Source organism: Streptomyces sp. NPDC059909 (genome assembly GCF_042730885.1).
Lineage (GTDB): Bacteria > Actinomycetota > Actinomycetes > Streptomycetales > Streptomycetaceae > Streptomyces.
Genome location: NZ_JBHWKX010000006.1, coordinates 70,602 through 96,755 on the forward strand (window position 1 = coordinate 70,602; position 26,154 = coordinate 96,755).

Consider the following 26,154-nt stretch of genomic DNA (forward strand, 5'->3'; position numbering starts at 1 on the left):
GGGCGGCTGTGAGTTCCCGCCCATGATGACCGACCAGTCGGTATGTCGTCCAGGGTGTCGCCGGAAAGCCCCCTCCGCCCTCTGGCCGCCGGGTCGCATCTCTGAATATGGTTCACGTATGGATACAGGCTTGCTCATCGACACGGTCCGGCTCACCCCGATCCTCATGGCCGATCCGCCGCTCCTCAACACCCAGGGCGTCCACCAGCCGTACACCCCGCGCCTCATCGTGGAAGTCGTCACCCGGGGCGGAGTCACCGGCGTGGGCGAAACCTACGGCGACGGCAAGTACCTCGACCTCGCCCGACCGCTCGCCGACGCGCTGCCCGGTCACCCGGTCACCGATCTGAACGGGCTCTTCGGCATCGCGGAGACGGTGTGCGGCGATTCACGGGCCGCCGACGAGCGTGTCGACGCGGGCGGACTGCGTGGCGTCCAGACGGCCGACAAGCTCCGGCTCTCGGTCGTCTCGGGCTTCGAGGTCGCCTGCCTGGACGCGCTCGGCAAGGCGCTCGGGCTGCCCGTGCACGCCCTCCTCGGCGGCAGGGTCCGCGACTCCGTCGACTACAGCGCGTATCTCTTCTACCGCTGGGACGCCCATCCGCAGGGTGGGGAGACGGACGACTGGGGCGCCGCCCTCGACCCGGCGGGTGTCGTCGCCCAGGCCCGGCGCTTCGAGCGCGAGCACGGCTTCACCTCCTTCAAGCTCAAGGGGGGCGTCTTCGAGCCCGACGAGGAGATCGCGGCGGTCCGGGCCCTCGCCGAGGCCTTCCCCGGCCGGCCGCTGCGCCTCGACCCCAACGGCGCCTGGTCCGTGAAGACTTCCCTGTACGTCGCCGAACAGCTCAAGGACGTCCTCGAATACCTGGAGGACCCGGCGAGCGGCACCGACCGCATGGCCGAGGTCGCGGCGGGCACGGACGTGCCGCTGGCGACCAACATGTGCGTGACGACGTTCCCCGAGATCCCGGAGGCCTTCGCGCGCGACGCCGTGCAGATCGTGCTCTCCGACCACCACTACTGGGGCGGACTGCACAGGACCCGTGAACTGGCAGCGGTCTGCCGGACGTACGGGGCCGGCCTCTCGATGCACTCCAACACGCACCTGGGGATCAGCCTCGCCGCGATGACGCATGTCGCGGCGACGGTCCCGGGACTGCGATACGCCTGCGACAGCCACTACCCCTGGCAGACCGAGGACGTCATCACCACCCGCCACACCTTCGAGCGCGGGCGGCTTCGCGTCTCCGACGCGCCCGGCCTCGGCGTCGAACTCGACCGCGAGCGGCTGGCCGCGCTGCACCGGCGCTGGCTGGAGGACGACGGCACGATGCGCGAACGCGACGACGCGGCGGCGATGCGCGTCTCCGACCCGTCCTGGCACACCCCGCCGGTGCCCCGCTGGTAACGGCGGCCCTCGCCCCCCGGGCCCCGTTCGCGCCCTCCGGGCGGGGCGACGGGGTGGACGGCGCCGCGCGGGCGGCCGACCGGGCTGGATGGGCGCGCCCGGTACCGAGGGGGCACGGGGCGCTTCCCCCGGGAACGGGGGTCTGGGGCGGAGCCCCGGAAGGCGGCGCCACGCAGCCCCCCAGTCATGAGGTGGCCCCACGCACGCGGGGCGTAGGGGGATCCAGTCCCCAGGAACGGGGTCCTGGGGCGGAGCCCCGGAAGGGGGCCTGGGGGCGTGCCCCAGTGAGACCGGGTCCCCTGCGCCCGCCAGGGAGCAGGGAGCGGGGCGGGGGCGACGCCCCCGAAAACGGGGCCTGGGGGCGGAGCCCCCGCTCGGGAAGGGGCCGGGTGGGGAAGCCTCACGCGTGGCACGCCACCGGCACGCCCCCGTTCATCGTCGTCATGTCCCCGAAGACCGTGACCAGATCCAGCGGCGAGCCACCCGCACACCCCTCCAGCTCGGCGTACGCGCGGTGCAGGTTGGCCACCAGCCGCTCGCTCTCCCGCAGCGCGGCGAACTCCCCGAGGTCCGCCCGCCTGGCAGTCTCAAGCGGCGTCAACCCCTTCCCGTGCCCGGACTCGGCGAGTTCGGCGACGTACCGCAGATAGCGCTCGGTCGCGTCGTACACCGACGGGTCGCCGACCGGGCCGTGGCCCGGGACGACGGTCCCGGCGTCCAGCGAGCGCAGCAGGTCCAGCGCGCGCAGCGACCCGGCCAGTGAGCCCATCGGGATGAACGGCGTACCGCCGTTGAAGACCAGGTCGCCGGTGAAGACGATCCCGTGCTCCGGCAGATGCACGACCGTGTCGCCCACCGTGTGCCCCACACCCGGGTGGATCAGCCGGACCTCCGTCCCGCCGGCCCGGAGCGTGAGGCGCTCGCTGTACGTCATGTCCGGCGCGGTGATCGTGATGTCGCCGAAGTCCGTCCCCGGCCAGATCAGATGGAGCTGGTGCCCGGCGGCCAGCACCTCCTGGCGGCACGCCTCGTGGCCGACCACCGTCGCCTCCGGCGCGAAGACGGCGTTGCCGTACGTGTGGTCCCCGTGGTGGTGCGTGTTGACCAGCGTCCGTGGCAGCGGAGCGCCGGTCGAGAGCAGCGCCTCGCGCAGCAGCCGGGCGCGCCGCTCGGTGGCGGCGGTGTCGACGAGGAGCGTGGACCCCCCGTCACTGACGAATCCGGCGTTGTTCAGGCACCAGCCGCCGTCGGGCTGCACGTACGCGTGCACGGTCGGCGCGAGCTGGACGGTGTACGGATCGGTGGCAGGCACCGCGGTCCCCCCGGAGAGTGGTCGGACTGACGGGGGCAGACTGCCAGTCGGCCGCCCCCCGGGGGAAGGGCGGTCAGTGGTCGTCCCAGTGCCCGTCGTGGGGTGCGTGGCGGTGGCCGTCGTGGACGTAGTCGACGTGGTCCCCGTGGCGGACCGCGGTGTGCCCGCAGCCCTCGCCGTGCTGGTGGGTGTGCTCGCCGTGGGTGACATGCCCGCTCGGCTCGCACTCGTCCCAGTGGCCTTGGTGCGAGCGGTGCAGATGACCGTCGTGCGCGTAGTCGATGTGGTCGCCGTGCACGATCTCGGTGTGCCCGCAGGCCGGACCGTGGGTGTGCTCGTGGGTGGGGTGCTCGTGGTGGAGAACGGTCATGTCGCTCGCCTTCGAGGTGTCCGGGGTGTTCAGGATGTCCAGGGTGTTCACGAAGTCCGGAGTGGCTCCGGCCTCGCTCACGCTAGTCCGGAATGACCGTTTCTTCAGTGTTTCACCGGCGTGCCACGGCAAAGGTCCCCCCGCCGTCCTCCGGCCGGCGGCGGACGTCCGCGTCCCCCGGGGCGGCCCTTCCGGCTTGCGCGAGCCCCGGGCGCGCCGGAGGGTCGGAACATGAAGGCGATCAGCTACCGCCGCTACGGCGGTCCCGAGGTCCTGGAGTACGGCGAGCTCCCGGAGCCGAAGGTCGGCCCCGACCACGTCCTGGTCAAGGTGCGGGCGGCGGCCGTCAACCCGGTCGACTGGAAGTGCCGCGAGGGCCACATGGACGGGCTCGTCGACACCGTCTTTCCCGTGATCCCCGGCTGGGACGTGTCCGGGGTCGTCGTCCAGCCGGGGCTGTCGGTGCCCGAGTTCGCCGTCGGGGACGAGGTCATGGGCTACGTCCGCGAGGACTTCCTGTCCCGTGGCACGTTTGCGGAGTACGTCGCGGCCCCGGTCCGTACGCTCGCCCGCAAGCCCCGCAACCTGAGCTTCGAGGAGGCCGCGGGAATCCCGCTGGCCGGCCTCACGGCGTACCAGGTGCTCACGCAGGCGCTGGGCGTCGGGCAGGGCGACACGATCCTGGTGCACGCCGCGGCCGGCGGGGTCGGGTCCATGGCCGTACAGCTCGCCCACCACTTCGGCGCCCGCGTGATCGGCACCGCGAGCGAACCGTCGCACGAGCACCTGCGCGATCTCGGCGTGGAGCCGGTGACGTACGGTGAGGGGCTTGCCGAGCGGGTACGGGCCCTCGCGCCCGACGGTGTCCAGGCGATCTTCGACACGGTCGGCGGCGACACGCTCGCGCTCTCGCCCGAGCTGCTGGCCTCGGGAGGCCGGCTGGCCTCCATCGCCGACCCGGCGGTCACCACGTTCGGCGGGCGCTACGTCTTCGTACGGCCCAACACCGCCGATCTCTACCGGCTGAGCGAGCTCGCCGAGGAGGAGGTCCTCGAGGTCCACGTGGCCCGCAGCTTCCCGCTCGAGAAGACCGCGGAGGCCCATCGGCTCAGCCAGGAGGGCCACACCCGCGGAAAGATCGTCGTCACCGTCGACTGGGAGAGCTGAGCACCTGCCCCTGCCACCCGCACGCCACCCCGCGGGCCGGCCCACGAGGCACCGCGCACGTCACCACACGATCGCGACGGCGAACGCGGCGAGCGCGAGAGCACACAACGTTGCGGCGATTGCCTGACCGAGCGGCATCGCGCCGGGCGGCCGCTCGGCAGCCATCGCGCCGATGCGCCGGTGCGCCACGGACAGAAACCCCAGCCATACCAGCGCGCTCAGCGCCAGGGCGACCACATCGCCCGCGCTGACGTCCTCGTGGTGCACGACCTGCCGCGCCGCCAGCACCGCGACCACCGTGAACGACAGCGTCGTACGCCGCCACGCCAGCCGGGTCCGTTCCGGCTGCAGTCCGGGATCGCGGGGCTCCGCGGTGCTCATCCGCGGCCCCAGGCCACGACCACCACCATGGCGACCGACACGGCGCCGACGACCAGCGCCAGCATCGTCGGGAAGCGCGACACGGGCAGATCCTCACCGCGCCGCATCGCCCGCTCGCACCGCACCCAGTGGTTGACGGCCCGCAGGGCACAGAGCACGCCGGTCCCGATCAGCGCGAGCGACAGGCCCACGCGGACGCCCCAGCGCAGATCGGGGAGGAACTGGTCGACGGCGAAGCCGCCGGCGATCAGCGCGAGCGCGGTACGGAGCCAGGCCAGGAAGGTGCGCTCGTTGGCGAGCGAGAAGCGGTAGTCGGGGGTCTCGCCCTCCTCCCGGATCCGCTGCGGGGCGAACCAGAGCCGCAGGTTCTGTACGAAATCGCTCACGCGTCGCACCCTACCTGCGGCGCTGTCGGCACCGGCGGACAGCTTTCCCGGCATGAGCGACGAGGTGCGTGTCCCCGGACACCTGGAAGAGGCCGAGCTGACCGCGGGAGAGGAGCTCGCCGCCGACCCGGCGTTCCGGCTCGCCCATCTGCGGACATCGGCGGCCACCGCGCCGGACCGGCCGAGGTGCTGCGAAAGCACCAATCTGGCGGACGGCCCGCGCCGGGTCCGCACGGACGCGAGCCCGATCGCCGTGTGCACGGACGGCTTCAGCCCCCGTACGATCCCGCTCGCCCCGGGCATCACCGACGCCCAGGCCCAGGCGCTCGCCGACGCCCTCGCCGGGCGGGCTCAGTCGGCCGGGGCCGAGGACGCCCGGTAGGCGCGGAGGCGTTCGTACGCGGCGAGGCCGTCCGGGACCCACTCCCACTCGCCGAGACGCGCCTCCAGCTCCTCCTCGGGCACGAACGCGTGCCAGGCGACCTCCTCGGCCTGCGGGTGGACCGGCAGGTCGCAGCGGACCTCGTACACGGCCGACCACCAGGTCTGCCAGATCTGTCCCGGATCCGTCGCCGGGGCGTCGTAGAGGAACTTGAAGAGGGGGACGGGCCGGGGGAGTCCGGACACGCCCAGCTCCTCCTCGGCCTCGCGCAGCGCGGCGTCGTCGTACGACTCGCCCGCGCCGACGACCCCGCCGACGAACATGTCGTACAGGGAGGGGAAGACCAGCTTCGTCGGTGTGCGGCGATGGACGAAGATCCGGCCCCCGGCGTCGCGGGCCTGGATGAACACGCAGCGGTGGCGCAGGCCGCGCGCGTACGCCTCACCGCGTGCGGCCTGCCCGATGACCTCGTCGTTCTCGTCGACGATGTCGAGGATCTCGTCAGCGGGGCTCGGATCGGGGCTCGGAACGGCACTCATACGGCCATGAAATCACCGGTCCCCAGGGGCCGGGCGCCCGCGGCTCTTCGCCGGCCGGTCCGTCCGAACGGTTGACGTGTTACTGCCGCGTACAGAAGATCGGAGCCACTGAGGACCACCGAGGCACCGAAGCCACCGAGCCGCCGAACCGGCCCGCCGCTCCGAGAGGGACACCACCCATGGCGTACGACGCTGATGTCATCGTGATCGGAGCAGGGCTCGCCGGGCTCGTGGCCACCGCCGAACTCGTCGACGCGGGCCGCCGCGTGATCCTGCTCGACCAGGAGCCCGAGCAGTCGATCGGCGGACAGGCCCACTGGTCGTTCGGCGGCCTCTTCTTCGTCGACTCGCCCGAGCAGCGCCGTATGCGCATCAAGGACAGCCGTGAGCTGGCCCTCCAGGACTGGCTCGGCACGGCCGGCTTCGACCGCGACGAGGACCACTGGCCGCGCCGCTGGGCCGAGGCGTACGTCGACTTCGCCGCCGGTGAGAAGCGGTCCTGGCTGCACGCGCAGGGCGTCCGTTTCTTCCCCGTCGTCGGCTGGGCCGAGCGCGGCGGGTACGACGCGAACGGGCACGGCAACTCGGTGCCGCGCTTCCACATCACATGGGGGACCGGCCCCGGGATCGTCGCGCCGTTCGAACGGCGCGTCAGGGAGGGCGTCGCGCGCGGCCTCGTCGACCTGCGCTTCCGGCACCGGGTGACCGGCCTCGGGCGCACCGCCGGAGCCGTGGACACCGTGACCGGAGAAGTCCTGGAGCCGTCCGGGGTCGAGCGCGGGAAGGCCAGCAGCCGGGAGGTCACCGGCTCCTTCGAGCTCCGCGCCCAGGCGGTGGTCGTCACCTCCGGCGGCATCGGCGGCAACCACGACCTCGTACGCTCCCAGTGGCCGGAGCGGCTCGGCACGCCGCCCGAGAAGATGCTCTCCGGCGTTCCCGCACACGTCGACGGGCTGATGCTCGGCATCGCGGAGGCGGCCGGTGCGCACCACATCAACCGCGACCGCATGTGGCACTACACCGAGGGCATCGAGAACTGGAACCCCATCTGGGCCCGGCACGGCATCCGGATCCTGCCCGGGCCGTCCTCGCTCTGGCTCGACGCGCGCGGGCGGCGCCTGCCGGTGCCGCTGTTCCCCGGCTTCGACACGCTCGGGACACTCGAGCACATCATGAAGTCCGGCTACGACTACACCTGGTTCGTGCTCGACCAGCGCATCATCGGCAAGGAGTTCGCGCTCTCCGGCTCCGAGCAGAACCCGGACCTGACCGGCAAGTCGGTGCGGGACGTCATCGGGCGGGCCCGGGCCGACGTGCCGGGCCCGGTGAAGGCCTTCATGGACAACGGCGTGGACTTCGTCGTCGAGAAGGACCTCGGCGCGCTCGTGCGCGGCATGAACGCGCTCACCAAGGAACCGCTCATCGACGAGGACGCGCTGCGCCGCGAAATCACCGCGCGCGACCGGGAGATCGCGAACCCCTTCACCAAGGACCTCCAGGTCACGGCGATCCGCGGCGCCCGGAAGTACCTCGGCGACAAGCTGATCCGCACGGCGTCCCCGCACCGGATCCTCGACCCCAAGGCCGGTCCGCTCATTGCCGTGCGGCTCAACATCCTGACCCGGAAGTCGCTCGGCGGCCTGGAGACGGACCTGTCGTCGCGCGTGCTCGCGGCGGACGGCGAGCCGCTGCCCGGGATGTACGCGGCGGGCGAGGCGGCCGGCTTCGGCGGCGGCGGTGTCCACGGCTACCGCTCGCTCGAAGGCACCTTCCTCGGCGGCTGCATCTTCTCCGGCCGTGCGGCGGGCCGGGCGGCGGCCAAGGCGGTCTCCTGACCCACGCGGCGCGGCACATGCCGAGCCCGTCCGGCGTTCGAGGACGGGCACGCGGACCGCCCCGCCCGTCCACCCCATCAGCCGTCCCGGTCACGGGAGTTGACTCACAAAACCGCTCTTGACTCGGAGCCTTCCCTACCGCTTTGCTGTGCGCGATCGTTCGCTCACATCCCGCGCTCACACCGCAGTAGTAAGGAAGCCTCGCGGATGCCCCCACCTCCGCCCCCGCTCGGCCGCGGCAGGCGCCGTGCCGCGCGCTCCGGGCAGGCTTTCGACCCGGCGCTCGACGACGCCGAACTCATCTCCGTACGCACCCAGTTGGCACAGGGCAGATGGACCGCGGTGCGGTCGATGCTCGCCGCCACGGCGGACGACTGGGACCGCCGCGGGCACCGGCTCGTCGTGCTCGGCGAACCCCCGTCGACCGCCGCCTGGGCCCGCGACTGGTTGCTCGCCGACCCCGGCAGCCCCGACGCCACCACGCTTCTCGCCTGCGCATACGTCTACGGCGCGCTGCGCGGCAAGGAGCGCCCGGAGGACGCCCGTTCGGCATGCAGGGCCGCCGCGGAGCTCGCCCCGGAGGACCCGACTCCATGGCTCGCGCTGCTGATCCTCGCCCGCAGCCTCGGCACCGAGGAGGAGGTCGCCCGGCTCTTCGACGAGGTGCGCTTCCGGCACCCCGAGCACCACCATGCCCACCATCTGATGGCCGCCAGACTCGCCGAGCGCCACCCGGGCGCCGGGCAGGACCCGCTGCACGAGGTGTACGACTTCGCCGCCTGGGCGGCCGAACAGGCCCCCGCCGACTCACCCCTCGCCGTCCTGCCCGTCGTCGCCCACGCCGAGCGCTACCGGGTGCTGGCGGCCGCCGGGAGCGAGCCCCCCGACCCGCTCGCCTCCGGACACTGGACCGGGCGCCGCGCCCGCCAGGTCATGAAGGCCGCCTTCGACTGGTGGCTGGAGTGGGAGCGCGAGGACCACCCCCGCAACCGCGTCGACCTCAACTTCCTCGCCCACGCGAAGTACCACGAGGGCAGGCCCGCCGAGGCCGCCGCACTCTTCCACCGCATCGGCGCGCACGCCGCACCAGCCCCCTGGTCGTACCCGGACCGGGACCCGCACGACGCGTTCCATGCCGCGCGCAGCGCCGCGCTCGGCACCGTCTGATCCGAGAGGACACCCCCCGTCATGTCGCCGGGCAGTTCGACCACGAGCGCCACGAGAACCGCTACCACCGAGAGCGAGATCAGCACCTACAAGGGACTGGAACGCGCCCTGCGCGCGGACCGCCTGGGCACCGCCGGCCTGCTCCTGTCCGTGCTGGCCGCCAGCGCCCCGCTGATGGTCGTCGCCGGAGTCATGCCCACCGTTTTCGGTGCCATGGGCATCGTGGGCCAGCCCCTGCTCTACGTCATCCTCGGTGTCGTCCTGATGCTGTTCAGCGTCGGCTACGCCGAGATGAGCCGCCACGTCCACAACGCCGGGGCCTTCTACGCGTACATAGCCCGCGGCCTCGGCCCGACCGCGGGAGCCGGGGCCTCGTTCGTCGCCCTCGTCGCGTACAGCGCGATGCAGGTCGGCATCTACGGCATCCTGGGCTTCGAGCTCTCCGGCCTGTGCGCCACCTATCTCCACGTGACCGTCGCCTGGTGGGTGCCCGCCCTCGCCGCCGCCGCGATCGTCGCCGTACTGGGCTGGCTGAAGATCGACCTCAACGCCAAGGTGCTCGGCGCCCTCCTCGTCATCGAGTGCACGCTCGTCGTCATCTTCGACGTCGCCGCCGTCGCCGAACCCGGCCGCGAGGGCCTGTCGCTCAGCGCCTTCAACCCGGACACGCTCACCGGCGCCGGTCTCGGCACCGCCCTCTGCTTCTGCATCGCCGCGTTCGTCGGCTTCGAGCAGTCCCCGGTCTACGCGGAGGAGACCAGCCGCCCCCACGTCGTCGTCTCCCGCGTGATGTTCCTCGCCGTCGGGTACGCGGCGGTGTTCCTCGCACTCAGCGCCTGGGCGCTGACCGTCGCCGCCGGACCCGGCACCATCGCCGGCCAGGCGGCCGAGCAGGGACCGGGACTGCTCTTCTCGCTCACCGAGTCCCGGCTCGGCGCCACCTTCACGGACGTCCTGCACGTCCTCTTCGTCACCGGCATGTTCGCGGCGCTGCTCAGCTTCCACAACGTGGTCGCCAGGTACGCGTTCGCCATGGGCCGCGAGGGGCTGCTGCCGGCCGCCTTCGGCCGTACGAACAAGTCCAGCGGCGCCCCCGCCACCGGTTCCGTGCTCCAGTCCGCCCTCTCCGTCCTGGTCATCGTGGCCTTCGCGGTCACCGACGACCTGCCGGCGGGCGACCCCACCACCCCCGTGCTGCGTCTCTTCACCTGGATGGGCAACGTCGGAGCGCTCGGCGTCATCCTGCTGATGGCCGCCGCCTCCTTCGCCGTGATCGCCTTCTTCGTACGCCGCGGCGCGGCCGGTGCCCAGGCCTGGCGGCTCGTCGCCTCCGCCCTCGCCGGCCTCGCCCTCGTCGCGATCGCCGTCTACACGGTCAAGGACTTCGACGTCCTGATCGGCGCGGGACCCGGCTCCGCGCTCAACTGGATCCTGCCGGTCGTCATCGGCGTCACGCTGGTCGGCGGGCTGGTGTACGGAGCGGTGCTCAGGTCCGCACGCCCGGAGGTGCACGCCCGCATCGGCCTGGGCAACGAGGCGTTCCAGCTCGAGCGGGCCGCCGAGTCCGCCGGGCCCGTCGGGTCCGCTGGGTCGGCGGACCCGGCCGACGGCACGCAGGGATGACAGAAGTCTGACGGAAGTCTGACGAACACCCGCGGCCACTGGAATCCGGCGGCCGCGGGTGTTCGAATCGTCATGTGAAGGACCCGACCCCACCCCCGTCTCCGGACGCGGAAGGCGCCCCCGTCGGGCGGCGCGTCGTACTCTCCGTGCTCGGCCTCGGCGCCGCCGGAGTGGCCACCGCCCCCTATCTCCAGCGCGGCTTCGAAGCCTTCCTCGGCTCGGTCGCCGACAAGGACCCCACCAAGCTCACCGGGCTGCTCCCCAACGGAGGCGGCTTCCGGTACTACTCGGTCGCCGCGTCCGTACCGCACAGGACCGCCACGAACTACCGCCTCACCGTCGGCGGACTGGTCGAGCGGCCTGCGTCGTACACCCTGGACGCGCTGCGGGCCCTCCCGCAGACCCGCGTCGTGCGCGACGTCCAGTGCGTCACCGGCTGGCGCGTCCCCGACACCCCCTTCGAGGGTGTGAAGCTGTCGGTCCTGCTGGACGCGGCAGGGGTGCGCCCGGAGGCCCGCGCCGTCCGCTTCACCTGCTTCGACGGGACCTACAGCGAGAGCCTCACGCTCGACCAGGCCCGCCGCTCCGACGTCCTGGTCTGCCTGCGCATGCAGGACGAGCCGCTCAGCCACGCGCACGGCGGCCCGGTGCGCCTCTACGTCGCGCCCATGTACTTCTACAAGTCCGCGAAATGGCTCTCCGGGATCTCCCTGACGTCCGAAGTGCAGCCCGGGTACTGGGAGGAGCGAGGCTATGACGTCGACGCCTGGGTCGGCCGGTCCAACGGCCGCGACGACGCCCCCACCGTCTGAACGGCCGGTCCGGGTACGCAGGTTCAGCCGCGCCGAGCGCTGGATCCACCGCACCACCGCCGGCCTGATGCTGCTCTGCGTCGCGACCGCCGCCGCCCTCTACGTACCCGAACTCGCCGAACTCGTCGGCCGCCGCCTTCTCGTCGTCACCGTGCACGAGTGGTCGGGGCTGCTGCTGCCCGTGCCGTTCCTGCTGGGCCTGGCCTCGCGCGCCTTCCGGGCGGACCTGCGGCGGCTCAACCGCTTCGGGCCGCACGACCGGCAGTGGCTGCGGGCGGTACGGCGCCGGGACCACCGGCCGTCGTCGCGCCCGGCGGGCAAGTTCAACGCCGGACAGAAGATCTACGCGGCGTGGATCGCGGGCGCGGTGCTGGTGATGCTCGGCACGGGGCTGCTGATGTGGTTCACGCATCTCGCCCCGCTGGTGTGGCGTACGAGCGCGACCTTCGTGCACGACTGGCTGGCGCTCACCATCGGCCTCGTGATCGTCGGCCACATGGGAATGGCGCTCGCCGACCCGGAGGCACGCCGTGGCATGCGCACCGGGTCGGTCGAGCGCCCGTGGGCCCGGCGGGAACACCCGCTCTGGGACCCTGACAAGGACTGACCGCTACAGCACCAGGGAGAGCAGCAGGACGAAGCCGATGCCGACCACCGAGATGATGGTCTCCATCACCGACCAGGTCTTGATCGTCTGACCGACGTTCATCCCGAAGTACTCCTTCACCAGCCAGAACCCCGCGTCGTTGACGTGGCTGAAGAAGAGCGAACCGGCGCCGATGGCCAGCACCAGCAGCGCGGCCTCGGCCGTGCCCATGCCGGCGGCGAGCGGGGCGACCAGACCGGCCGCGGAGATCGTGGCCACGGTCGCCGAGCCGGTCGCCAGCCGGATCGCCACCGCGATCAGCCAGGCCAGCAGCAGGGTCGGGATGGCCCAGTTCTTGGAGAAGTCCAGGATCATCTGGCCGACGCCGATGTCGATCAGCGTCGTCTTGAAACCGCCGCCCGCGCCGACGATCAGCAGCACGCCCGCGATCGGGGCGAGGGACTTCTCGACGGTCGAGGCGATCCGGCCCTTGCTGAAGCCGGCGGCGCGGCCCAGCGTGAACATACCGACGATCACGGCGGCGAGCAGGGCGATCAGCGGCGAGCCGATGACGTCGGCGACGCGCTGGACGTGGTTCTCCGGGTCGTCGATGACGATGTCGACGAGCGCCTTGCCCATCATCAGGACGACCGGCAGCAGCACCGTGGCGACGGTGGCGCCGAAGCTCGGCCGCTTCTCCAGCTCCTCGGGGGAGCGCTCGGGGACCATTCCGTCCGGCGCCGGGATGTCGACCCAGCGGGCGGCGTACCTGGAGAAGACCGGGCCGGCGATGATCACCGTGGGTATGGCGACGACGAGGCCGAGGGCCAGCGTGACGCCCAGGTTGGCGCCGATGGCGTCGATCGCGACGAGCGGGCCGGGGTGCGGCGGGATCAGGCCGTGCATCACGGACAGGCCGGCGAGGGCCGGGATGCCGATGCGCATCAGCGAGTAGTTGCCCCGCTTGGCGACCATCAGCACGACCGGGATCAGCAGGACGATGCCGACCTCGAAGAAGAGGGGCAGGCCGATGATCGACGCGATGAGCACCATCGCCCAGGGCATGGACCGCCCGCTCGCCTTCGCGAGGATCGTGTCGACGATCTGGTCCGCACCGCCGGAGTCGGCGAGCAGCTTGCCGAGGATCGCGCCGAGTGCGATGAGCACGCCGACGCCCGCGACGGTGGTGCCGAGGCCCTTCGTGAAGGACTCGATGGTCTTGTCCAGCGGGGCTCCGGCGAAGGCACCGAGCGCGAGCGAGCCGATCGTCAGTGAGAGAAAGGCGTGGAGCTTGAACTTGGTGATGAGCACGACGATGACGGCGATGCCCGCGAGGACGGCGATGCCAAGCTGTGCGTTGCCTGCCGAGGTGATCGGTTCGGTGGCGTCCGCTGCCAGCATCTCGACGCTGAGACTGGTCACGGTGATTCCTTAGTTTTCGAACCGGCGCAGTGCGGCGACGGCCCGCTCGGTGATTTCTTCGGGGGAGCCGGTGACGTCGACGGCGACGCCCGGCTCGTCCTCCTGCAGCGACTGCAGGGTGGCGAACTGCGAGTCGAGCAGCGCGGTGGGCATGAAGTGCCCCTTGCGCTCGGCCATCCGCTGCTCGATCAGTGCACGGTCGCCGGTCAGGTGGAGGAAGACGGCATCCGGGGCGGCCGCCCGCAGACGGTCCCGGTAGATCCGCTTGAGCGCGGAGCTGGAGACCACACCGCCGAGCCCCGCCCGGCCGTGCGCCCACCGCCCGATCGCGTCGAGCCAGGGCTCACGGTCCGCGTCGTCCAGCGGGACACCGGCGGTCATCTTGGCGATGTTGTCCGCGGGATGGAAGTCGTCGCCCTCGGCGTACGGGACGCCCAGTGCGTCCGCGAGCAGGGGGCCGATCGTGGTCTTGCCGGTCCCTGCCACGCCCATCACGACAACCACGTGGGGGGTGCTCATTGGTGCCTCGCTGTCCTCTTCGACATCGGTCGACGTCCTCGACATCGGTCCGACGTCGTGCCGTCGCGCTACTGAAACGCATTAGGTACGACGTATTCAAGAGGCTGAGACATAAACGTCATACTTTTTGTTCCTGATCCGTGCCCCGTACCCTTGCTCCATGAGCACAGAGGGCCACGGGCTGCACACACACGTCCTCGACAGCCTCGGCCTGGCCATCACCGCGGGCGAATGCCCGCCGGGCAGCGTCCTGCGCACCGACGAGCTGGCCGAGCGCTTCGACGTCTCGCGCACCGTCGTCCGCGAGGTCGTCCGCGTCCTGGAGTCGATGCACCTCGTCGAGTCCCGGCGCCGCGTCGGTGTGACCGTGCGTCCCACCGCGGAGTGGAACGTCTACGACCCGCGCGTCATCCGCTGGCGGCTGGCCGGCGCCGACCGCCCCCGCCAGCTGCGTTCGCTGACCGTGCTGCGCTCCGCGATCGAGCCGGTGGCCGCCGGACTCGCCGCCCGCAACGCGACCCCCGAGCAGTGCGCCGCGCTCACCGAGTGCGCCCTCGGCATGGTCGCCACCTCCCGCGGCCAGCAGCTGGAGGGCTATCTGAAGCACGACATCGCCTTCCACCGGATCGTGCTCAATGCCTCCGGCAACGAGATGTTCGCCCGGCTCGGCGACGTCGTCGCCGAGGTGCTCACCGGCCGCACGCACCACCAGGTGATGTTCGAGGACCCCGACCCGGCCGCCGTCACCCTCCATGTCCAGGTCGCCGAAGCCGTTCGCGAAGGCGACGCCGACCGGGCCGAGCGGCTGACGAGGGAGATCGCCGTGGGCGCCCTGCAGGAGCTCGACGTCCTCGCACCATGAGCCGCCCCGGGGCGAACTCCGGTGACCCTGAGCAACCCCGCGGACATGGCGTCCTTGCTTCATCTTGTCGCAACCTCTGAAATACCTCAGATTTATGCCTGAGTGAGGTTGGCCACTGCCAAAATCCCAGGGTTGCCGTGACTATGAGCGTTCGGGGCGCTCTGCGTCCCGAGGCCGAGCCGTGGTGACCACCTTCCTCATCACGGGAAGGCCGCCGGCATCCCGCCGGCTACCGCACACCCCCTCACGAAGGCGAACGAACTCTATGAGCGACCGCATCCTCACTGCGGCCGATACGTCTGTCGCCGGATCTCCGGCCACGGGCACCCCCCACGTGGACGCCGGTGACGCCGGGTACCGCAAGGACCTCAAGTCGCGGCACATCAACATGATCGCCATCGGCGGCGCCATCGGTACGGGCCTCTTCCTCGGAGCCGGCGGCCGCATGGCCAACGCCGGTCCCTCGCTCTTCATCGCGTACGCGGTCTGTGGTGTCTTCGCCTTCTTCGTCGTGCGCGCGCTCGGCGAGCTGGTGCTCTACCGGCCCTCCTCCGGTGCCTTCGTCTCGTACGCCCGTGAGTTCATGGGCGAGAAGGGCGCCTACACGGCCGGCTGGCTGTACTTCCTGAACTGGTCGACGACCGCCATCGCCGACATCACGGCGGCCGCGACCTACGCGCACTTCTGGGCCATGTTCAGCGACGTCCCGCAGTGGGTGCTCGCCCTCATCGCGCTCGCCGTGGTCCTCACGGCCAACCTCATCTCGGTGAAGTACTTCGGTGAGATGGAGTTCTGGTTCGCGATCATCAAGGTCGCCGCACTGGTGATCTTCATGCTCGTGGGCATCTACCTCGTCGTCACCCAGCACGAGGTCGGCGGCCACACCCCGGGCCTGTCCACGATCACCGACAACGGCGGCATCTTCCCCATGGGTGTCATGCCGATGCTGCTGCTGATCCAGGGTGTTGTTTTCGCCTACGCCTCCGTCGAGCTCTGCGGCGTCGCCGCCGGTGAGACCGAGAACCCCGAGAAGATCATGCCGAAGGCGATCAACTCGATCATGTGGCGCGTCGGCCTCTTCTACGTCGGCTCCGTGGTGCTGCTCGCCCTGCTGCTGCCGTACACCGCCTACTCCGGCGACGAGAGCCCCTTCGTCACGCTCTTCGACAAGCTCGGCATCCCGGGCGCGGCCGGCGTCATGAACCTGGTCGTGCTCACCGCCGCCCTCTCCAGCCTGAACTCCGGCCTGTACTCCACCGGCCGCATCCTGCGCTCCATGTCGATGTCGGGCTCCGCGCCCAAGTTCACCGGCGTGATGAACAAGGGCGGCGTGCCCTACGGCGGCATCCTGCTCACCGCGGGCTTCGGCGTCGTCGGCGTCCTCCTGAACTACGTCATGCCGGGTGACGCCTTCGAGCTGGTGCTGAACTTCGCCTCCGTCGGCATCATCGGCACCTGGGGCATGATCATGGTCTGCTCGCTGCTCTTCTGGCACCGCTCCAAGGACGGCCGGGTCACCCGCCCGGGCTACCAGCTGCCGTGGGCTCCGTACAACCAGATCGTCACGCTGGTCTTCCTGGCCTCCGTCCTGGTCCTGATGTGGATGGACGGCGGCATCGGCCGCACCACCGTGAACTGCCTGCCGCTGATCGCGCTCGCCCTGGTCGGTGGCTGGTACGTGGTCCGCAAGCGGGTCAACACCCTCGCCGCGGAGCGCCAGGACGCCTGACGTCCGCTCCCGCAGTACGACGAGGCCCCCCGCCGGCGAACATCCGGCGGGGGGCCTCGCCCATTCGCCGCGGTCCGGGCATCGTGGTGCCGTACACGTGCCGAGCACCCGCGGTACGTACGCACCTGTCCCGACGAAGGGGAGAACTGCGATGGCGCAGCAGGTCCAGGGGATCATCGCCCCCGGCAGGAACGAGCCCGTCCAGGTCGTGGAGATCACCGTCCCCGATCCCGGACCCGGCGAGGCGGTGGTCAGGATCCAGGCCTGCGGGGTCTGCCACACCGACCTCCACTACAAGCAGGGCGGAATCAGCGACGACTTCCCCTTCCTCCTGGGCCACGAGGCCGCGGGCATCGTGGAGGCGACCGGCCCCGACGTCACCGATGTCGCCCCCGGCGACTTCGTCGTCCTCAACTGGCGCGCCGTCTGCGGCCGCTGCCGGGCCTGTCTGCGCGGCAGGCCCTGGTACTGCTTCGACACCCACAACGCCCGGCAGAAGATGACGTTGAGTGGGGGTACCTCCCTGGCCGGAGGCTCAGGGGGAGGTACGGAGCTGTCGCCCGCGCTCGGCATCGGCGCCTTCGCCGAGAAGACCCTGGTGGCCGCCGGCCAGTGCACCAAGGTCGACCCGGCCGTCTCCCCGGCCGTGGCCGGCCTGCTGGGCTGCGGGGTCATGGCGGGTCTCGGCGCCGCGATGAACACCGGGAACGTCGGCCGCGGCGACTCCGTCGCGGTCATCGGCTGCGGCGGCGTCGGCGACGCGGCGATCGTCGGCTCCCGGCTCGCCGGAGCAGCCCGGATCATCGCCGTCGACATCGACGACCGCAAGCTGGAGACCGCCCGCGCCATGGGCGCGACGCACACCGTGAACTCCCGCACGACCGACCCCGTCGAGGCCATCCGCGACCTCACCGGCGGCTTCGGCGCGGACGTCGTCATCGAGGCCGTCGGCCGCCCGGAGACGTACAAGCAGGCCTTCTACGCCCGCGACCTGGCCGGCACCGTCGTGCTCGTCGGCGTCCCGACCCCCGAGATGACGCTCGAACTGCCTCTCCTCGACGTCTTCGGGCGCGGCGGAGCGCTCAAGTCGTCCTGGTACGGCGACTGCCTGCCGTCGCGCGACTTCCCCATGCTCATCGACCTCCACCAGCAGGGCCGCATCGACCTCGGCGCCTTCGTCACGGAGACCATCGGCCTCGGCGACATCGAGAAGGCCTTCGCGCGGATGCACGAGGGCGACGTGCTGCGTTCGGTGGTGGTGTTCTGATCACCAGGCCGAGAGCCGCAGCCGGCTCTCGAAGCGGCACTCCCGGCCGGTGAGCGGATCGGTGAACTCCAGCGCCCGCGCGAGCAGCTGCAGCGGCCGTGCGTGGTCCTCGGGACCGTCCTCGCGGACCACGGGGTACACCGGGTCGTGGAGGATCGGCAGCCCGAGGCTGTTCATGTGCACCCGAAGCTGATGGGTACGGCCGGTGGCCGGCAGCAGCCGGTACCGGCCCAGGGCCCGTCCCACGCGGTGGTCCAGCAGCTCTATCCGGCTCTCGCTGTTCGGCTCACCCGGTACGTCCCGGGCCGCGAGCACCCCGCGCTCCTTCTCGATCCGGCTCCGCACGGTGACGGGGAGCGCGACCTCCGGGTCGTACGGCGCCACCGCCTCGTACTCCTTGCGGACCCGCCGGTCCCGGAACAGGGTCTGATACGCGCCACGGTCCTCGGGCCGGACCACGAACAGGACGAGCCCGGCGGTCAGCCGGTCGAGCCGGTGTGCGGGCTGCAGCTCAGGGAGCGCCAGCTCGCGGCGCAGCCGGGCCAGTGCGGTTTCGGTGATGTGCCTGCCGCGGGGCGTCGTGGCGAGGAAGTGCGGCTTGTCGGCGACCACCAGGCGCTCGTCCCGGTACACGATCCCCACGTCGAACGGCACGCGCTCCTCGGCCGCGAAGTCGCGGTGGAACCAGAGATGCCGCCCCGGTGCGTACGGCTCGTCCGCGGCGACGGGCCCGTCCGTCCCGACGAAGCGGCCGTCCCGCAGCATCGCCTCCAACCGCTCCGCCCCGACCGCCTCGCCGAACCGCTCGAGGAGGTGGTCCCGTACGGTCCGCCAGGACCCGTCCGGATCGGCGGGCAGTCGTACGCGTACGGGATCGATGCCGTCACGCTGCGGCAGCGGCGCCACGGGCGCCGCCCGTCCCCTGCGTCGTCCCACGGCTCCCGCACCTCGTTCCCGCACACTCCGGCAAAGCAAAAAACCCCAGCTCAGCTGGGGTTCTCTGGTGGTGTCCGAGGGGGGACTTGAACCCCCACGCCCGATAAAGGGCACTAGCACCTCAAGCTAGCGCGTCTGCCATTCCGCCACCCGGACAAGGTGTCTGTCTTCCGGCCCTGGGCCGTTCCGACGTGGAAAACCATAGCAAACATTCGGCGGTGCTCGATCACGCCCCCGTCCCCGGCCCGTTCCCGGTCCGACGGGTGACGGTGACGGGTGGAAGGTGACGCGCGGGCGCCCTTGGGGTGCGGGCAGCGGGCGCGGGAGGATGTCAGGGACCACCAGAGCGCCAGTGGGAGGAAACAGCGTGAGCCAGTCGGACACCGGCCGGACGATCTCCGGCGAGGACGAGGTCGTCGATCTCTGCCGCGATCTGATCAGGATCGACACCAGCAACTACGGCGACCACTCGGGGCCGGGGGAGCGGGCGGCCGCCGAGTACGTGGCGGAGAAGCTCGCCGAGGTCGGCCTGGAGCCGAGGATCATCGAGTCCCACAAGGGCAGGGCCTCCACCGTGGCGCGGATCGAGGGCGAGGACCCGTCCCGGCCGGCGCTGCTCATCCATGGCCACACCGACGTCGTCCCGGCCAATGCCGACGACTGGACGCACCACCCGTTCTCCGGGGAGGTCGCCGACGGCTGCGTCTGGGGCCGCGGGGCCGTGGACATGAAGGACATGGACGCCATGACCCTCGCGGTCGTACGGGACCGGCTGCGCAGCGGCCGCAAGCCCCCGCGCGACGTCGTCCTGGCCTTCCTCGCGGACGAGGAGGCGGGCGGCACGTACGGTGCCCGGTATCTCGTCGACAAGCACCCGGACCTCTTCGAGGGCGTCACGGAGGCGATCGGCGAGGTCGGCGGCTTCTCCTTCACCGTGAACGAGAATCTGCGGCTCTACCTGGTCGAGACGGCCCAGAAGGGCATGCACTGGATGCGGCTCACGGTCGAGGGCACCGCCGGGCACGGCTCCATGACCAACAACGACAACGCGATCACCGAGCTCTGCGAGGCCGTCGGCCGGCTCGGGCGGCACACCTGGCCGGTGCGGGTGACCAAGACCGTACGGTCCTTCCTGGACGAGCTGTCCGACGCGCTCGGCACCCCGCTCGACCCGGAGGACATGGAGGCGACGCTCGCCAAGCTCGGCGGCATCGCCAAGATGGTCGGGGCGACGCTGCGGAACTCGGCGGCGCCCACGATGCTCGGCGCGGGCTACAAGGTGAACGTGATCCCGGGACAGGCCACCGCCCACGTCGACGGCCGCTTCCTGCCGGGGTACGAGGAGGAGTTCCTGGCCGATCTCGACCGGATCCTCGGCCCGCGGGTGAAGCGCGAGGACGTGCACGGCGACAAGGCGCTGGAAACCAGCTTCGACGGCGATCTCGTGGACGCGATGCAGTCGGCGCTGAGGGCCGAGGACCCGATCGCGCGGGCCGTCCCGTACATGCTCTCCGGCGGCACAGACGCCAAGTCCTTCGACGACCTCGGCATCCGCTGCTTCGGCTTCGCGCCGCTGCAGCTGCCGCCGGAGCTGGACTTCGCCGGAATGTTCCACGGGGTCGACGAGCGGGTTCCGGTGGACGGTCTGAAGTTCGGTGTGCGGGTGCTGGACCGTTTCCTTGACGCGAGCTGAACCTGCTGTCCGCCGAATCGCCCGACCTGCTGAAACGAAACTCCAGTAATCGCCCGCGCGTGCGTATTTGACTGAAAAGAGTGAATGGGACCATAAGCTAGTAGCTCCATTACTCCCTCCTCGTTACAGGGTGTGCGGTCCGCGGCTGGGATCGCATTGCCTACTAGGAGGAATAATGATCAAGAAGGTCGTCGCTGCTGCGGCTGCCACCGGTGGTCTGGTTCTCGCGGGTGCGGGGATGGCCGTCGCCGACTCGGGTGCGCAGGGTGCCGCCGTGCACTCCCCTGGTGTGCTCTCGGGCAACGTCGTCCAGGCGCCCATCCACGTTCCGGTGAACGTCTGCGGCAACACGGTCTCCGTGATCGGCCTGCTGAACCCCGCCTTCGGCAACTACTGCCAGAACGCGTGACGTTGTGCCTCAACCCATGAGGGGCTGAGCCGGCGGCCCCGGAGTGCGCGCCATGCACTCCGGGGCCGCCGACATTCCGCTCCCGGGCGACGGCGCCCGGGGGCATTTCCGGAAGTCAGAAGGCAGGGAACCAGCTATGCGACAGGTCACGCGAAAAGGCCTGATCACCGTGGCGGCCGCGGGCGGCATGCTCGCCCTCGGCGGCGGCTACGCCCATGCGCACGGGGGCGCGGACGCCCACGGTGGCGCCTCGAATTCCCCGGGTGTGCTCTCCGGGAACACGGTCCAGGTTCCGGTTCATGTCCCGGTCAATGTCTGCGGCAACACCGTGAACGTCGTCGGGGTGCTGAACCCCGTGTTCGGAAACAGTTGCGCGAACACGTCTCCGTCGAACCACGGCGGCGGCGCCCACGCCGACGGCGGTACGACGAAGTCCCCCGGGATCGGCTCCGGCAACACGGTCCAGGTGCCCGTCGACGTACCCGTGAACGCGTGCGGGAACAGTGTGACGATCGGCGGCCTGGGCAACGGCGCGTTCGACAACGACTGCGCCAACGGGCCGGGCGGGGACAACCCCGGGGAGCCGGGGGAACCTGGTGAGCCGGGTGAGCCGGGAGAGCCGGGAGAGCCCGGGGAGCCCGGGGAGCCGGGGGAACCTGGTGAGCCGGGAGAGCCCGGGGAGCCCGGGGAGCCGGGGGAACCTGGTGAGCCGGGAGAGCCCGGGGAGCCCGGGGAGCCGGGAGAACCTGGTGAGCCTGGGGAACCTGGTGAGCCCGGTACTCCTGGTGAGCCGGGGACGCCGATCGAGCCGTCGGTCCCGAACACCCCGGACACCAACACCGTCACCCCGCCCAAGGGCACGGACGAGCTCGCGCAGACCGGTGCCGGTCCGCTCGGACTCCTGATCCCCGCGGGTGCCGGCCTGCTGCTCGGCGGTGCGGTCCTCTACCGAAGGGCCCGCGCCTCTGCGTGATTGCACCGTGACGCAACGGAACGGGCCCGCAACGGCGGGCCCGTTCCGTCCTTCGCGCAGCAGGAACTCACCACGTGGCGCGAACCTGACGGATGATGCGCCGGCGCAGCCGCACCTTGCGACTGCCGTCCCGGCGGAGACTCAGTCGGTCCAACTCCCAGTGTCCGTACTCGGCATGGTCGGTCAGCAGACGCGTCGCCTCCTTGCGGGACACCCCGCGTGGCACGTACACGTCGACAAATTCGTATTCCGGCATCGCATCTATTGTGCGGGCAGAGGCCCAGTACGGATAGCGTCTGCACTATGTCTGATGCATCCGCTCCTGCGCAGCCCACGGCTGCCGAGGTTCGCGCCGCCGCCGAGGCGGTCAAAGCCGCGCTGGACCGTCACCTCGAAGCGGTCGAGCGCCGCACGGGAGAGGACGACCCGGCGGTCTACGACGCGTTCAACGCCCTCGCCGCCGCGGCCGAGGCCTACGACGAGCGCCTCTACGACCGGTACGACGAGGTCACGCCCTTCGAGATCCCCGGAGCGGACGATTCCCTCCCGCCCTATGCCGGTCCCGACGAGCCGAACGCCCTGAGCGTTCTGATCCGCCGCGACTACGCCGTGGTCGAGCCGCAGCGGCTCCTCGCACAGGCCCAGCGCATCGCCGATGCGGACCGGGACGAGACCGGTGACCAGGAGACGGCGGCGGTGGTCGGCGCTAGCGTGCACGCCGCGCTGGGCGTGCTGTTCGGCGAGTACGAACCGGACGAAATCGCTTCCCGGCACAAGGAGTTCGGCCTCGAGGAGGGCGACTCCACGCTGTGGGTGTCCGCGGCGGACGAGCTGCCGGAACCGGGGGAGTGGCTGAGCACCCCGTTCGACCAGGCCGACCCGGAGCGGGTCGTGTGCCGCTTCGACGTCAGCTCGGTCTTCGACGAGGACGAAGTGGAAGAGGACCTGGACGACCTCGACACGGCCGACAGATAGTCCTCGCGGGCGCCCGCCCCCCGAATCCCCTGTCGAGCCCGTCCAGCGCGCGCGAGGACGCCCGCCCCGGTCACCCCGCGGTGGGTGTCGCCCGTATGCCGGCTCGTCCGGCGCTCCAGGGGCGGGCGCCCCGGGTCACGCCATGGCGGGCGTCGCGCTGTCGGAGTGCCGCCACGGTTCAGGCGCCCCGGACGTCCGTACTCGAACGCCGGACGGGCGGCTTCGGCAGCCCCCGCCCGGCGACGGGTCACTCGGCCCGGGGCGCGAGAAGACCTTCGAGCAGGGCCTGCAGCCGGGTCGTACGCGCCGCGGCCGGGACCTCCGCGACCGCGCGCGGGAGAGCCTGCTCCACGCCGTGGACGACGGACAGATGGCGCTCGCCACGGCTGAAGGCCGTGTAGATCCAAGGGCGGCTCAGGCCCTGCGCCGCGTCGCCCGGCACGACGACGACCACCGCGGGCCAGCGCATCCCGACCGCCTGGTGCGCGGTGAGCGCCCAGCCGTGCCGCACCGCGGCGTCGACCCGCTCCTTCGGCACGACGACCGGCGTGCCCTCGCAGTCGAGCCGCAGGCCCTCCGCGTCGGCCCCGGCCACCGTGCCGGAGACGGTCCGCCCGGCCGCCGGGACGTACACGATCCGGTCGCCAGGATCGAAGCCGCCGAAGCGGCCGGGGCCGGGGTTGAGCCGCTGCTTGAGCGCCGCGTTGAGCGCGCGGGTGCCCGCGGAGCCGCCGTGGCCGACCGTGATCACCTGGGTCTGGTCCGAGGGCACGCCGATCGCCCGCGGCACCGAGTCCGCGACCAGCTGGACCGTGCGGTGCACGGCCTCGCCCGCGTCACGGACGGGGACGATCACGACCTCCTTGCCGGGGGCCTCCACCTCGTTCAGCTCGCCGATGCCGATGCCGGAGACCAGCTCCCCGATCGGGCCCGGGTCGGGCGTGCGGGACGCGATCCGGGGGCACGCGCGGGCTGCCAGCACATCGGCGAACACTCGCCCCGCACCCGCCGACCCCAGCACTCCGGGGTCGCCGCTGAGCAGCAGCCGGCTGCCGTCGGGCATCGACTCCACGAGCATCGCGGCGGTCTCGACGTCCAGCTGCGGTGCGTCGAGGACGGCCAGCACATCGAGCGCCAGCGCACCGTCCTCGTCGCGGCCGGGGCCCTGCGTGCCCGAGAGCAGCCCGTGCACGGTGACCGCGTCGGCGCCGAGCCGGCGACGGCCGTTCTCACTGTGGGTCGCGATCACCGTGCGCAGGCCGAGCGCGCGGGCGGCCTCGACCACGGCCACCGGCTCGGCGCGCGCGGCCTCACCGCCGGTGTGCAGCACGAGCCCGTGCCCGCCGACGGCACGGACCAGCTCGGGCCCGTCCCACGTGTCGCCGGGGCCGGTCTTCACCAGCCGGGCCAGACCGTCCGCGAGGCTCTCCTCCGCGAGCGCGTACCGGTCGAGCCCCAGCAGGACGGGCACGGCCGCCTGCTCCTGCTCCTGCTCGTTCTCCTGCTCCTCGGTGCTCCCGCTCGCCTCCAGCCCGTCCTGGAACACCAGGACGGCGCCCTCGGAGATCGCGTGCTCGAGCGCCTCGTCCGGCTCGGGCACCGAACGCCCGTCGAGAGCCTTGCGCACGACGGACGACTCCAGTGCCGTGTGCCCCTGCAGCGCGGCCTGCTCCAGCACCCATGTCACCAGCGCCGCGGCCCGTCGCTCGTCGCCGGGCCCGCACTCCTCGCCGAGCAGCGCCCGGGCGAACCCGTCGGCCTGCTCGGGCCGCACGCCCGGCACGCCCAGCAGCCGCCACGGGTCCTCGCGCAGCGCCTCCGCGGCCTGCTCCCCGAGCACTCCGGCGACGCGCGCCGCGAGGCCCTCGGGCGCCCCGCCCGCCACCAGCACCTCCAGCACGGCGGCCACGGCGCCAGGGTCGGCGTGCCGCGGGGCGGGCTCCGGCGCCGGCACCTTCGGCCGCGCCGGCGGCGGCACGGACGACGCCGCGGGCCGCCGGGGCGCGGTGGGCGCCTCGAAGAACGAGGTCCCCGGCTTCTCCCCGCTCTCCACGGCCCGCACGGCCGCCAGCAGATCGGCGGCCGTCCCGCTCAGCTTCGCCCCGGCCTCGATGGGCCCGCCCTTCTCCGCCTTGCGTTTCTCGATCCGCGCCCTCAGCTCGCGCTGCGCCGCCAGCTCGGCATCCGTCTCGGAAACCTCGCTGCCCTCACCGACCTCGCCGCCCCCGCTGGCCTGGCCGTCCTCGCCGCTGCCTTCGGACGCCCGGGAGCCGCCCTCGTCAGGGTCCGAACCCGCGGCCGTCTCGGGCTCACCCGCGGGCACGGGCGCGGAGGCGGTGTCCTCCACGTCCTCGCCGGGAACGTCGGCCGGGGATCCGGGGGTCGCCCCGGGAAGCGCAGTCACAGCGTGCTCCAGTCCTGGTCGGGATAGCGGTGCACGGGCGCCGACACATCGTCGAGCGCCTGGCAGATCTCGTCAGGAAGACTAAGGGTCTCCACCGACAACGCCGCCGTGAGCTGCTGTGCCGTGCGCGCGCCGACGATGGGGGCCACCACACCCGGGCGGTCTCGGACCCACGCCAGCGCCACCTCCAGCGGCGTCGTCGCCAGGCCGTCCGCCGCCGTCGCCACCGCGTCCACGATCCGGCTCGCGGCCTCGTCCAGATACGGCTCGACGAACGCGGCCATCAGGTCCGACGCCCCGCGCGAGTCTCCCGGCGTCGCCGTCCGGTACTTCCCGGTGAGCACGCCACGGCCCAGGGGCGAGGAGGGCAACAGCCCCACGCCGAGGTCCAGCGCCGCGGGGAGCACCTCCCGCTCGACGCCGCGCTGCAGCAGCGAATACTCCATCTGCGTGCTCGCCAGGCGCGTCCGTATGCCCGGGGCGGCCAGCTGCCAGGTCGCCGCCTTGGCCAGCTGCCAGCCGCAGAAGTTCGACACGCCCACGTATCGCGCGCGCCCGCTGTTCACCGCCATGTCCAGGGCCTGGAGCGTCTCCTCCAGCGGGGTCAGCGGGTCGAAGGCATGGATCTGCCAGAGGTCGACGTAGTCGGTCCCGAGCCGGTCGAGGGAGGCGTCCAGCGCCGCGAGCAGATGGCCGCGCGAGCCGTCGGAGCGGCGGCCCGCCTCGAGCACGCTTCCCGCCTTCGTCGCGATGACCAGATCGCGACGCGGAACGAGGCGCTCCACGAGCCGCCCCAGCAGATACTCGGCCTCCCCGCCGCCGTACACATCGGCGGTGTCGACGAGCGTGCCGCCTGCCTCCCAGAAGACCTTCAACTGGTCGGCGGCGTCGTGCTCGTCCGTGTCCCGCCCCCATGTGAGGGTGCCGAGCCCGATCCGGGACACGCGCAGGCCGGTGCGGCCGAGATGCCTCTGCTCCATGGCCGCGAGATTACTGG

General features: G+C 71.8%; 26 protein-coding genes and 1 tRNA gene. 15 read left to right on the forward strand and 12 right to left on the reverse strand.

Annotation, left to right across the window (positions count from 1 at the left end):
• Window positions 1-118: 118 nt before the first annotated feature.
• A complete protein-coding gene (locus ACFV9O_RS07240; protein WP_385413439.1) occupies window positions 119-1,408 on the forward strand; it encodes a glucarate dehydratase family protein in 1,290 nt (429 codons plus the stop codon).
• 400 nt (window positions 1,409-1,808) lie between these two features.
• Here the strand turns inward: ACFV9O_RS07240 and ACFV9O_RS07245 are convergent, their stop codons facing one another.
• Window positions 1,809-2,720: an MBL fold metallo-hydrolase gene (locus ACFV9O_RS07245; RefSeq protein WP_385413441.1), complete on the reverse strand. Its 912-nt coding sequence runs from the start codon at window positions 2,718-2,720 to the stop codon at window positions 1,809-1,811.
• Between the two features lie 73 nt (window positions 2,721-2,793).
• Entirely contained in the window at window positions 2,794-3,090 is a 297-nt protein-coding gene (locus ACFV9O_RS07250; RefSeq protein WP_385413645.1) for a hypothetical protein, read from the reverse strand.
• A gap of 231 nt (window positions 3,091-3,321) precedes the next feature.
• On the opposite strand from ACFV9O_RS07250, the gene ACFV9O_RS07255 reads away from it, so the two are divergent.
• Window positions 3,322-4,257, forward strand: a complete 936-nt coding sequence (locus ACFV9O_RS07255) for an NADP-dependent oxidoreductase (RefSeq protein ID WP_385413443.1) — start codon at window positions 3,322-3,324, stop codon at window positions 4,255-4,257.
• A gap of 60 nt (window positions 4,258-4,317) precedes the next feature.
• Here ACFV9O_RS07255 and ACFV9O_RS07260 read toward each other — a convergent pair whose 3' ends face one another.
• Window positions 4,318-4,638 carry a DUF202 domain-containing protein gene (locus ACFV9O_RS07260; RefSeq protein ID WP_385413445.1) on the reverse strand — a complete coding sequence of 107 codons (321 nt, stop codon included), beginning with the start codon at window positions 4,636-4,638 and terminating at the stop codon, window positions 4,318-4,320.
• Window positions 4,635-5,024, reverse strand: a complete 390-nt coding sequence (locus ACFV9O_RS07265; protein WP_385413447.1) for a YidH family protein — start codon at window positions 5,022-5,024, stop codon at window positions 4,635-4,637. Before ACFV9O_RS07265 ends, ACFV9O_RS07260 begins: the two co-directional genes overlap by 4 nt.
• Window positions 5,025-5,076: 52 nt before the next feature.
• On the opposite strand from ACFV9O_RS07265, the gene ACFV9O_RS07270 reads away from it, so the two are divergent.
• On the forward strand, window positions 5,077-5,406 hold the full coding sequence (locus tag ACFV9O_RS07270; protein WP_385413450.1) for a hypothetical protein: 330 nt from the start codon (window positions 5,077-5,079) through the stop codon (window positions 5,404-5,406).
• Here ACFV9O_RS07270 and ACFV9O_RS07275 read toward each other — a convergent pair.
• Complete coding sequence (locus ACFV9O_RS07275) at window positions 5,376-5,945, reverse strand: NUDIX hydrolase (protein ID WP_385413452.1); 570 nt, start codon at window positions 5,943-5,945, stop codon at window positions 5,376-5,378. The two genes, ACFV9O_RS07270 and ACFV9O_RS07275, sit on opposite strands and share 31 nt — an antisense overlap.
• A 179-nt stretch (window positions 5,946-6,124) precedes the next feature.
• Between ACFV9O_RS07275 and ACFV9O_RS07280 the strand changes: the two genes are divergently transcribed.
• From ACFV9O_RS07280 to ACFV9O_RS07300, 5 genes are all read left to right on the forward strand, one after another.
• Window positions 6,125-7,780, forward strand: a complete 1,656-nt coding sequence (locus ACFV9O_RS07280) for an FAD-binding dehydrogenase (protein ID WP_385413455.1) — start codon at window positions 6,125-6,127, stop codon at window positions 7,778-7,780.
• A gap of 207 nt (window positions 7,781-7,987) precedes the next feature.
• Complete coding sequence (locus tag ACFV9O_RS07285; protein ID WP_385413457.1) at window positions 7,988-8,947, forward strand: hypothetical protein; 960 nt, start codon at window positions 7,988-7,990, stop codon at window positions 8,945-8,947.
• A 21-nt stretch (window positions 8,948-8,968) separates the two neighbouring features.
• Window positions 8,969-10,570, forward strand: coding sequence for an APC family permease (locus ACFV9O_RS07290; RefSeq protein ID WP_385413460.1), 1,602 nt, complete (start codon window positions 8,969-8,971; stop codon window positions 10,568-10,570).
• Window positions 10,571-10,644: 74 nt separating this feature from the next.
• Window positions 10,645-11,382 carry a molybdopterin-dependent oxidoreductase gene (locus ACFV9O_RS07295; RefSeq protein WP_385413462.1) on the forward strand — a complete coding sequence of 246 codons (738 nt, stop codon included), beginning with the start codon at window positions 10,645-10,647 and terminating at the stop codon, window positions 11,380-11,382.
• Window positions 11,324-11,989 carry a cytochrome b/b6 domain-containing protein gene (locus ACFV9O_RS07300; RefSeq protein ID WP_385413464.1) on the forward strand — a complete coding sequence of 222 codons (666 nt, stop codon included), beginning with the start codon at window positions 11,324-11,326 and terminating at the stop codon, window positions 11,987-11,989. Before ACFV9O_RS07295 ends, ACFV9O_RS07300 begins: the two co-directional genes overlap by 59 nt.
• Before the next feature lie 3 nt (window positions 11,990-11,992).
• Here the strand turns inward: ACFV9O_RS07300 and ACFV9O_RS07305 are convergent, their stop codons facing one another.
• Both ACFV9O_RS07305 and ACFV9O_RS07310 read right to left on the reverse strand, forming a co-directional pair.
• Window positions 11,993-13,390: a GntP family permease gene (locus ACFV9O_RS07305; RefSeq protein ID WP_385413466.1), complete on the reverse strand. Its 1,398-nt coding sequence runs from the start codon at window positions 13,388-13,390 to the stop codon at window positions 11,993-11,995.
• Between the two features lie 9 nt (window positions 13,391-13,399).
• Window positions 13,400-13,909, reverse strand: coding sequence for a gluconokinase (locus ACFV9O_RS07310; protein ID WP_385413469.1), 510 nt, complete (start codon window positions 13,907-13,909; stop codon window positions 13,400-13,402).
• A gap of 160 nt (window positions 13,910-14,069) precedes the next feature.
• On the opposite strand from ACFV9O_RS07310, the gene ACFV9O_RS07315 reads away from it, so the two are divergent.
• From ACFV9O_RS07315 to ACFV9O_RS07325, 3 genes are all read left to right on the forward strand, one after another.
• On the forward strand, window positions 14,070-14,771 hold the full coding sequence (locus ACFV9O_RS07315; protein ID WP_385413470.1) for a FadR/GntR family transcriptional regulator: 702 nt from the start codon (window positions 14,070-14,072) through the stop codon (window positions 14,769-14,771).
• 265 nt (window positions 14,772-15,036) lie between these two features.
• Window positions 15,037-16,500, forward strand: a complete 1,464-nt coding sequence (locus tag ACFV9O_RS07320) for an amino acid permease (RefSeq protein WP_385413472.1) — start codon at window positions 15,037-15,039, stop codon at window positions 16,498-16,500.
• A 151-nt stretch (window positions 16,501-16,651) separates the two neighbouring features.
• Window positions 16,652-17,767, forward strand: coding sequence for an S-(hydroxymethyl)mycothiol dehydrogenase (locus ACFV9O_RS07325; RefSeq protein WP_385413474.1), 1,116 nt, complete (start codon window positions 16,652-16,654; stop codon window positions 17,765-17,767).
• On the opposite strand, the gene ACFV9O_RS07330 is transcribed toward ACFV9O_RS07325, so the two are convergent.
• Together ACFV9O_RS07330 and ACFV9O_RS07335 are read right to left on the reverse strand one after the other, a co-directional pair.
• Entirely contained in the window at window positions 17,768-18,703 is a 936-nt protein-coding gene (locus ACFV9O_RS07330; protein WP_385413476.1) for a pseudouridine synthase, read from the reverse strand.
• 68 nt (window positions 18,704-18,771) lie between these two features.
• Window positions 18,772-18,859: transfer RNA gene (locus ACFV9O_RS07335), tRNA-Leu, on the reverse strand.
• Between the two features lie 211 nt (window positions 18,860-19,070).
• Here ACFV9O_RS07335 and ACFV9O_RS07340 point away from each other — a divergent pair.
• The 3 genes from ACFV9O_RS07340 to ACFV9O_RS07350 all read left to right on the forward strand — a co-directional run bounded on the left by ACFV9O_RS07340 (window position 19,071) and on the right by ACFV9O_RS07350 (window position 21,778).
• Window positions 19,071-20,396 (forward strand): M20/M25/M40 family metallo-hydrolase, encoded by a 1,326-nt coding sequence (locus ACFV9O_RS07340; protein ID WP_385413478.1) that lies wholly within the window; start codon window positions 19,071-19,073, stop codon window positions 20,394-20,396.
• Window positions 20,397-20,571: 175 nt separating this feature from the next.
• A complete protein-coding gene (gene chpH, locus ACFV9O_RS07345) occupies window positions 20,572-20,805 on the forward strand; it encodes a chaplin ChpH (protein ID WP_385413480.1) in 234 nt (77 codons plus the stop codon).
• 136 nt (window positions 20,806-20,941) lie between these two features.
• Window positions 20,942-21,778, forward strand: coding sequence for a chaplin (locus ACFV9O_RS07350; protein ID WP_385413483.1), 837 nt, complete (start codon window positions 20,942-20,944; stop codon window positions 21,776-21,778).
• A 67-nt stretch (window positions 21,779-21,845) separates the two neighbouring features.
• Here the strand turns inward: ACFV9O_RS07350 and ACFV9O_RS07355 are convergent, their stop codons facing one another.
• Entirely contained in the window at window positions 21,846-22,034 is a 189-nt protein-coding gene (locus ACFV9O_RS07355; protein WP_175410115.1) for a DUF5703 family protein, read from the reverse strand.
• A gap of 47 nt (window positions 22,035-22,081) precedes the next feature.
• On the opposite strand from ACFV9O_RS07355, the gene ACFV9O_RS07360 reads away from it, so the two are divergent.
• Entirely contained in the window at window positions 22,082-22,753 is a 672-nt protein-coding gene (locus tag ACFV9O_RS07360; protein WP_385413487.1) for a hypothetical protein, read from the forward strand.
• A gap of 247 nt (window positions 22,754-23,000) precedes the next feature.
• On the opposite strand, the gene ACFV9O_RS07365 is transcribed toward ACFV9O_RS07360, so the two are convergent.
• Both ACFV9O_RS07365 and ACFV9O_RS07370 read right to left on the reverse strand, forming a co-directional pair.
• Window positions 23,001-25,157 (reverse strand): helix-hairpin-helix domain-containing protein, encoded by a 2,157-nt coding sequence (locus ACFV9O_RS07365; RefSeq protein ID WP_385413490.1) that lies wholly within the window; start codon window positions 25,155-25,157, stop codon window positions 23,001-23,003.
• Window positions 25,154-26,137 (reverse strand): aldo/keto reductase, encoded by a 984-nt coding sequence (locus ACFV9O_RS07370; RefSeq protein WP_385413493.1) that lies wholly within the window; start codon window positions 26,135-26,137, stop codon window positions 25,154-25,156. Before ACFV9O_RS07370 ends, ACFV9O_RS07365 begins: the two co-directional genes overlap by 4 nt.
• Window positions 26,138-26,154: the final 17 nt, after the last annotated feature.

Excerpts from the sequence above, each read along its gene's own strand:
- ACFV9O_RS07315 (WP_385413470.1), top strand. The coding sequence starts at position 14,070 with ATGAGCACAGAGGGCCACGGGCTGCACACACACGTCCTCGACAGCCTC.
- ACFV9O_RS07300 (WP_385413464.1), top strand. The coding sequence starts at position 11,324 with ATGACGTCGACGCCTGGGTCGGCCGGTCCAACGGCCGCGACGACGCCC.
- ACFV9O_RS07350 (WP_385413483.1), top strand. The coding sequence starts at position 20,942 with ATGCGACAGGTCACGCGAAAAGGCCTGATCACCGTGGCGGCCGCGGGC.
- ACFV9O_RS07325 (WP_385413474.1), top strand. The coding sequence starts at position 16,652 with ATGGCGCAGCAGGTCCAGGGGATCATCGCCCCCGGCAGGAACGAGCCC.
- ACFV9O_RS07285 (WP_385413457.1), top strand. The coding sequence starts at position 7,988 with ATGCCCCCACCTCCGCCCCCGCTCGGCCGCGGCAGGCGCCGTGCCGCG.
- ACFV9O_RS07240 (WP_385413439.1), top strand. The coding sequence starts at position 119 with ATGGATACAGGCTTGCTCATCGACACGGTCCGGCTCACCCCGATCCTC.
- ACFV9O_RS07370 (WP_385413493.1), bottom strand. The coding sequence starts at position 26,137 with ATGGAGCAGAGGCATCTCGGCCGCACCGGCCTGCGCGTGTCCCGGATC.
- ACFV9O_RS07310 (WP_385413469.1), bottom strand. The coding sequence starts at position 13,909 with ATGAGCACCCCCCACGTGGTTGTCGTGATGGGCGTGGCAGGGACCGGC.
- ACFV9O_RS07280 (WP_385413455.1), top strand. The coding sequence starts at position 6,125 with ATGGCGTACGACGCTGATGTCATCGTGATCGGAGCAGGGCTCGCCGGG.
- ACFV9O_RS07270 (WP_385413450.1), top strand. The coding sequence starts at position 5,077 with ATGAGCGACGAGGTGCGTGTCCCCGGACACCTGGAAGAGGCCGAGCTG.
- ACFV9O_RS07255 (WP_385413443.1), top strand. The coding sequence starts at position 3,322 with ATGAAGGCGATCAGCTACCGCCGCTACGGCGGTCCCGAGGTCCTGGAG.
- ACFV9O_RS07320 (WP_385413472.1), top strand. The coding sequence starts at position 15,037 with ATGAGCGACCGCATCCTCACTGCGGCCGATACGTCTGTCGCCGGATCT.
- ACFV9O_RS07360 (WP_385413487.1), top strand. The coding sequence starts at position 22,082 with ATGTCTGATGCATCCGCTCCTGCGCAGCCCACGGCTGCCGAGGTTCGC.
- chpH (WP_385413480.1), top strand. The coding sequence starts at position 20,572 with ATGATCAAGAAGGTCGTCGCTGCTGCGGCTGCCACCGGTGGTCTGGTT.
- ACFV9O_RS07250 (WP_385413645.1), bottom strand. The coding sequence starts at position 3,090 with ATGACCGTTCTCCACCACGAGCACCCCACCCACGAGCACACCCACGGT.
- ACFV9O_RS07355 (WP_175410115.1), bottom strand. The coding sequence starts at position 22,034 with ATGCCGGAATACGAATTTGTCGACGTGTACGTGCCACGCGGGGTGTCC.
- ACFV9O_RS07275 (WP_385413452.1), bottom strand. The coding sequence starts at position 5,945 with ATGAGTGCCGTTCCGAGCCCCGATCCGAGCCCCGCTGACGAGATCCTC.
- ACFV9O_RS07260 (WP_385413445.1), bottom strand. The coding sequence starts at position 4,638 with ATGAGCACCGCGGAGCCCCGCGATCCCGGACTGCAGCCGGAACGGACC.
- ACFV9O_RS07290 (WP_385413460.1), top strand. The coding sequence starts at position 8,969 with ATGTCGCCGGGCAGTTCGACCACGAGCGCCACGAGAACCGCTACCACC.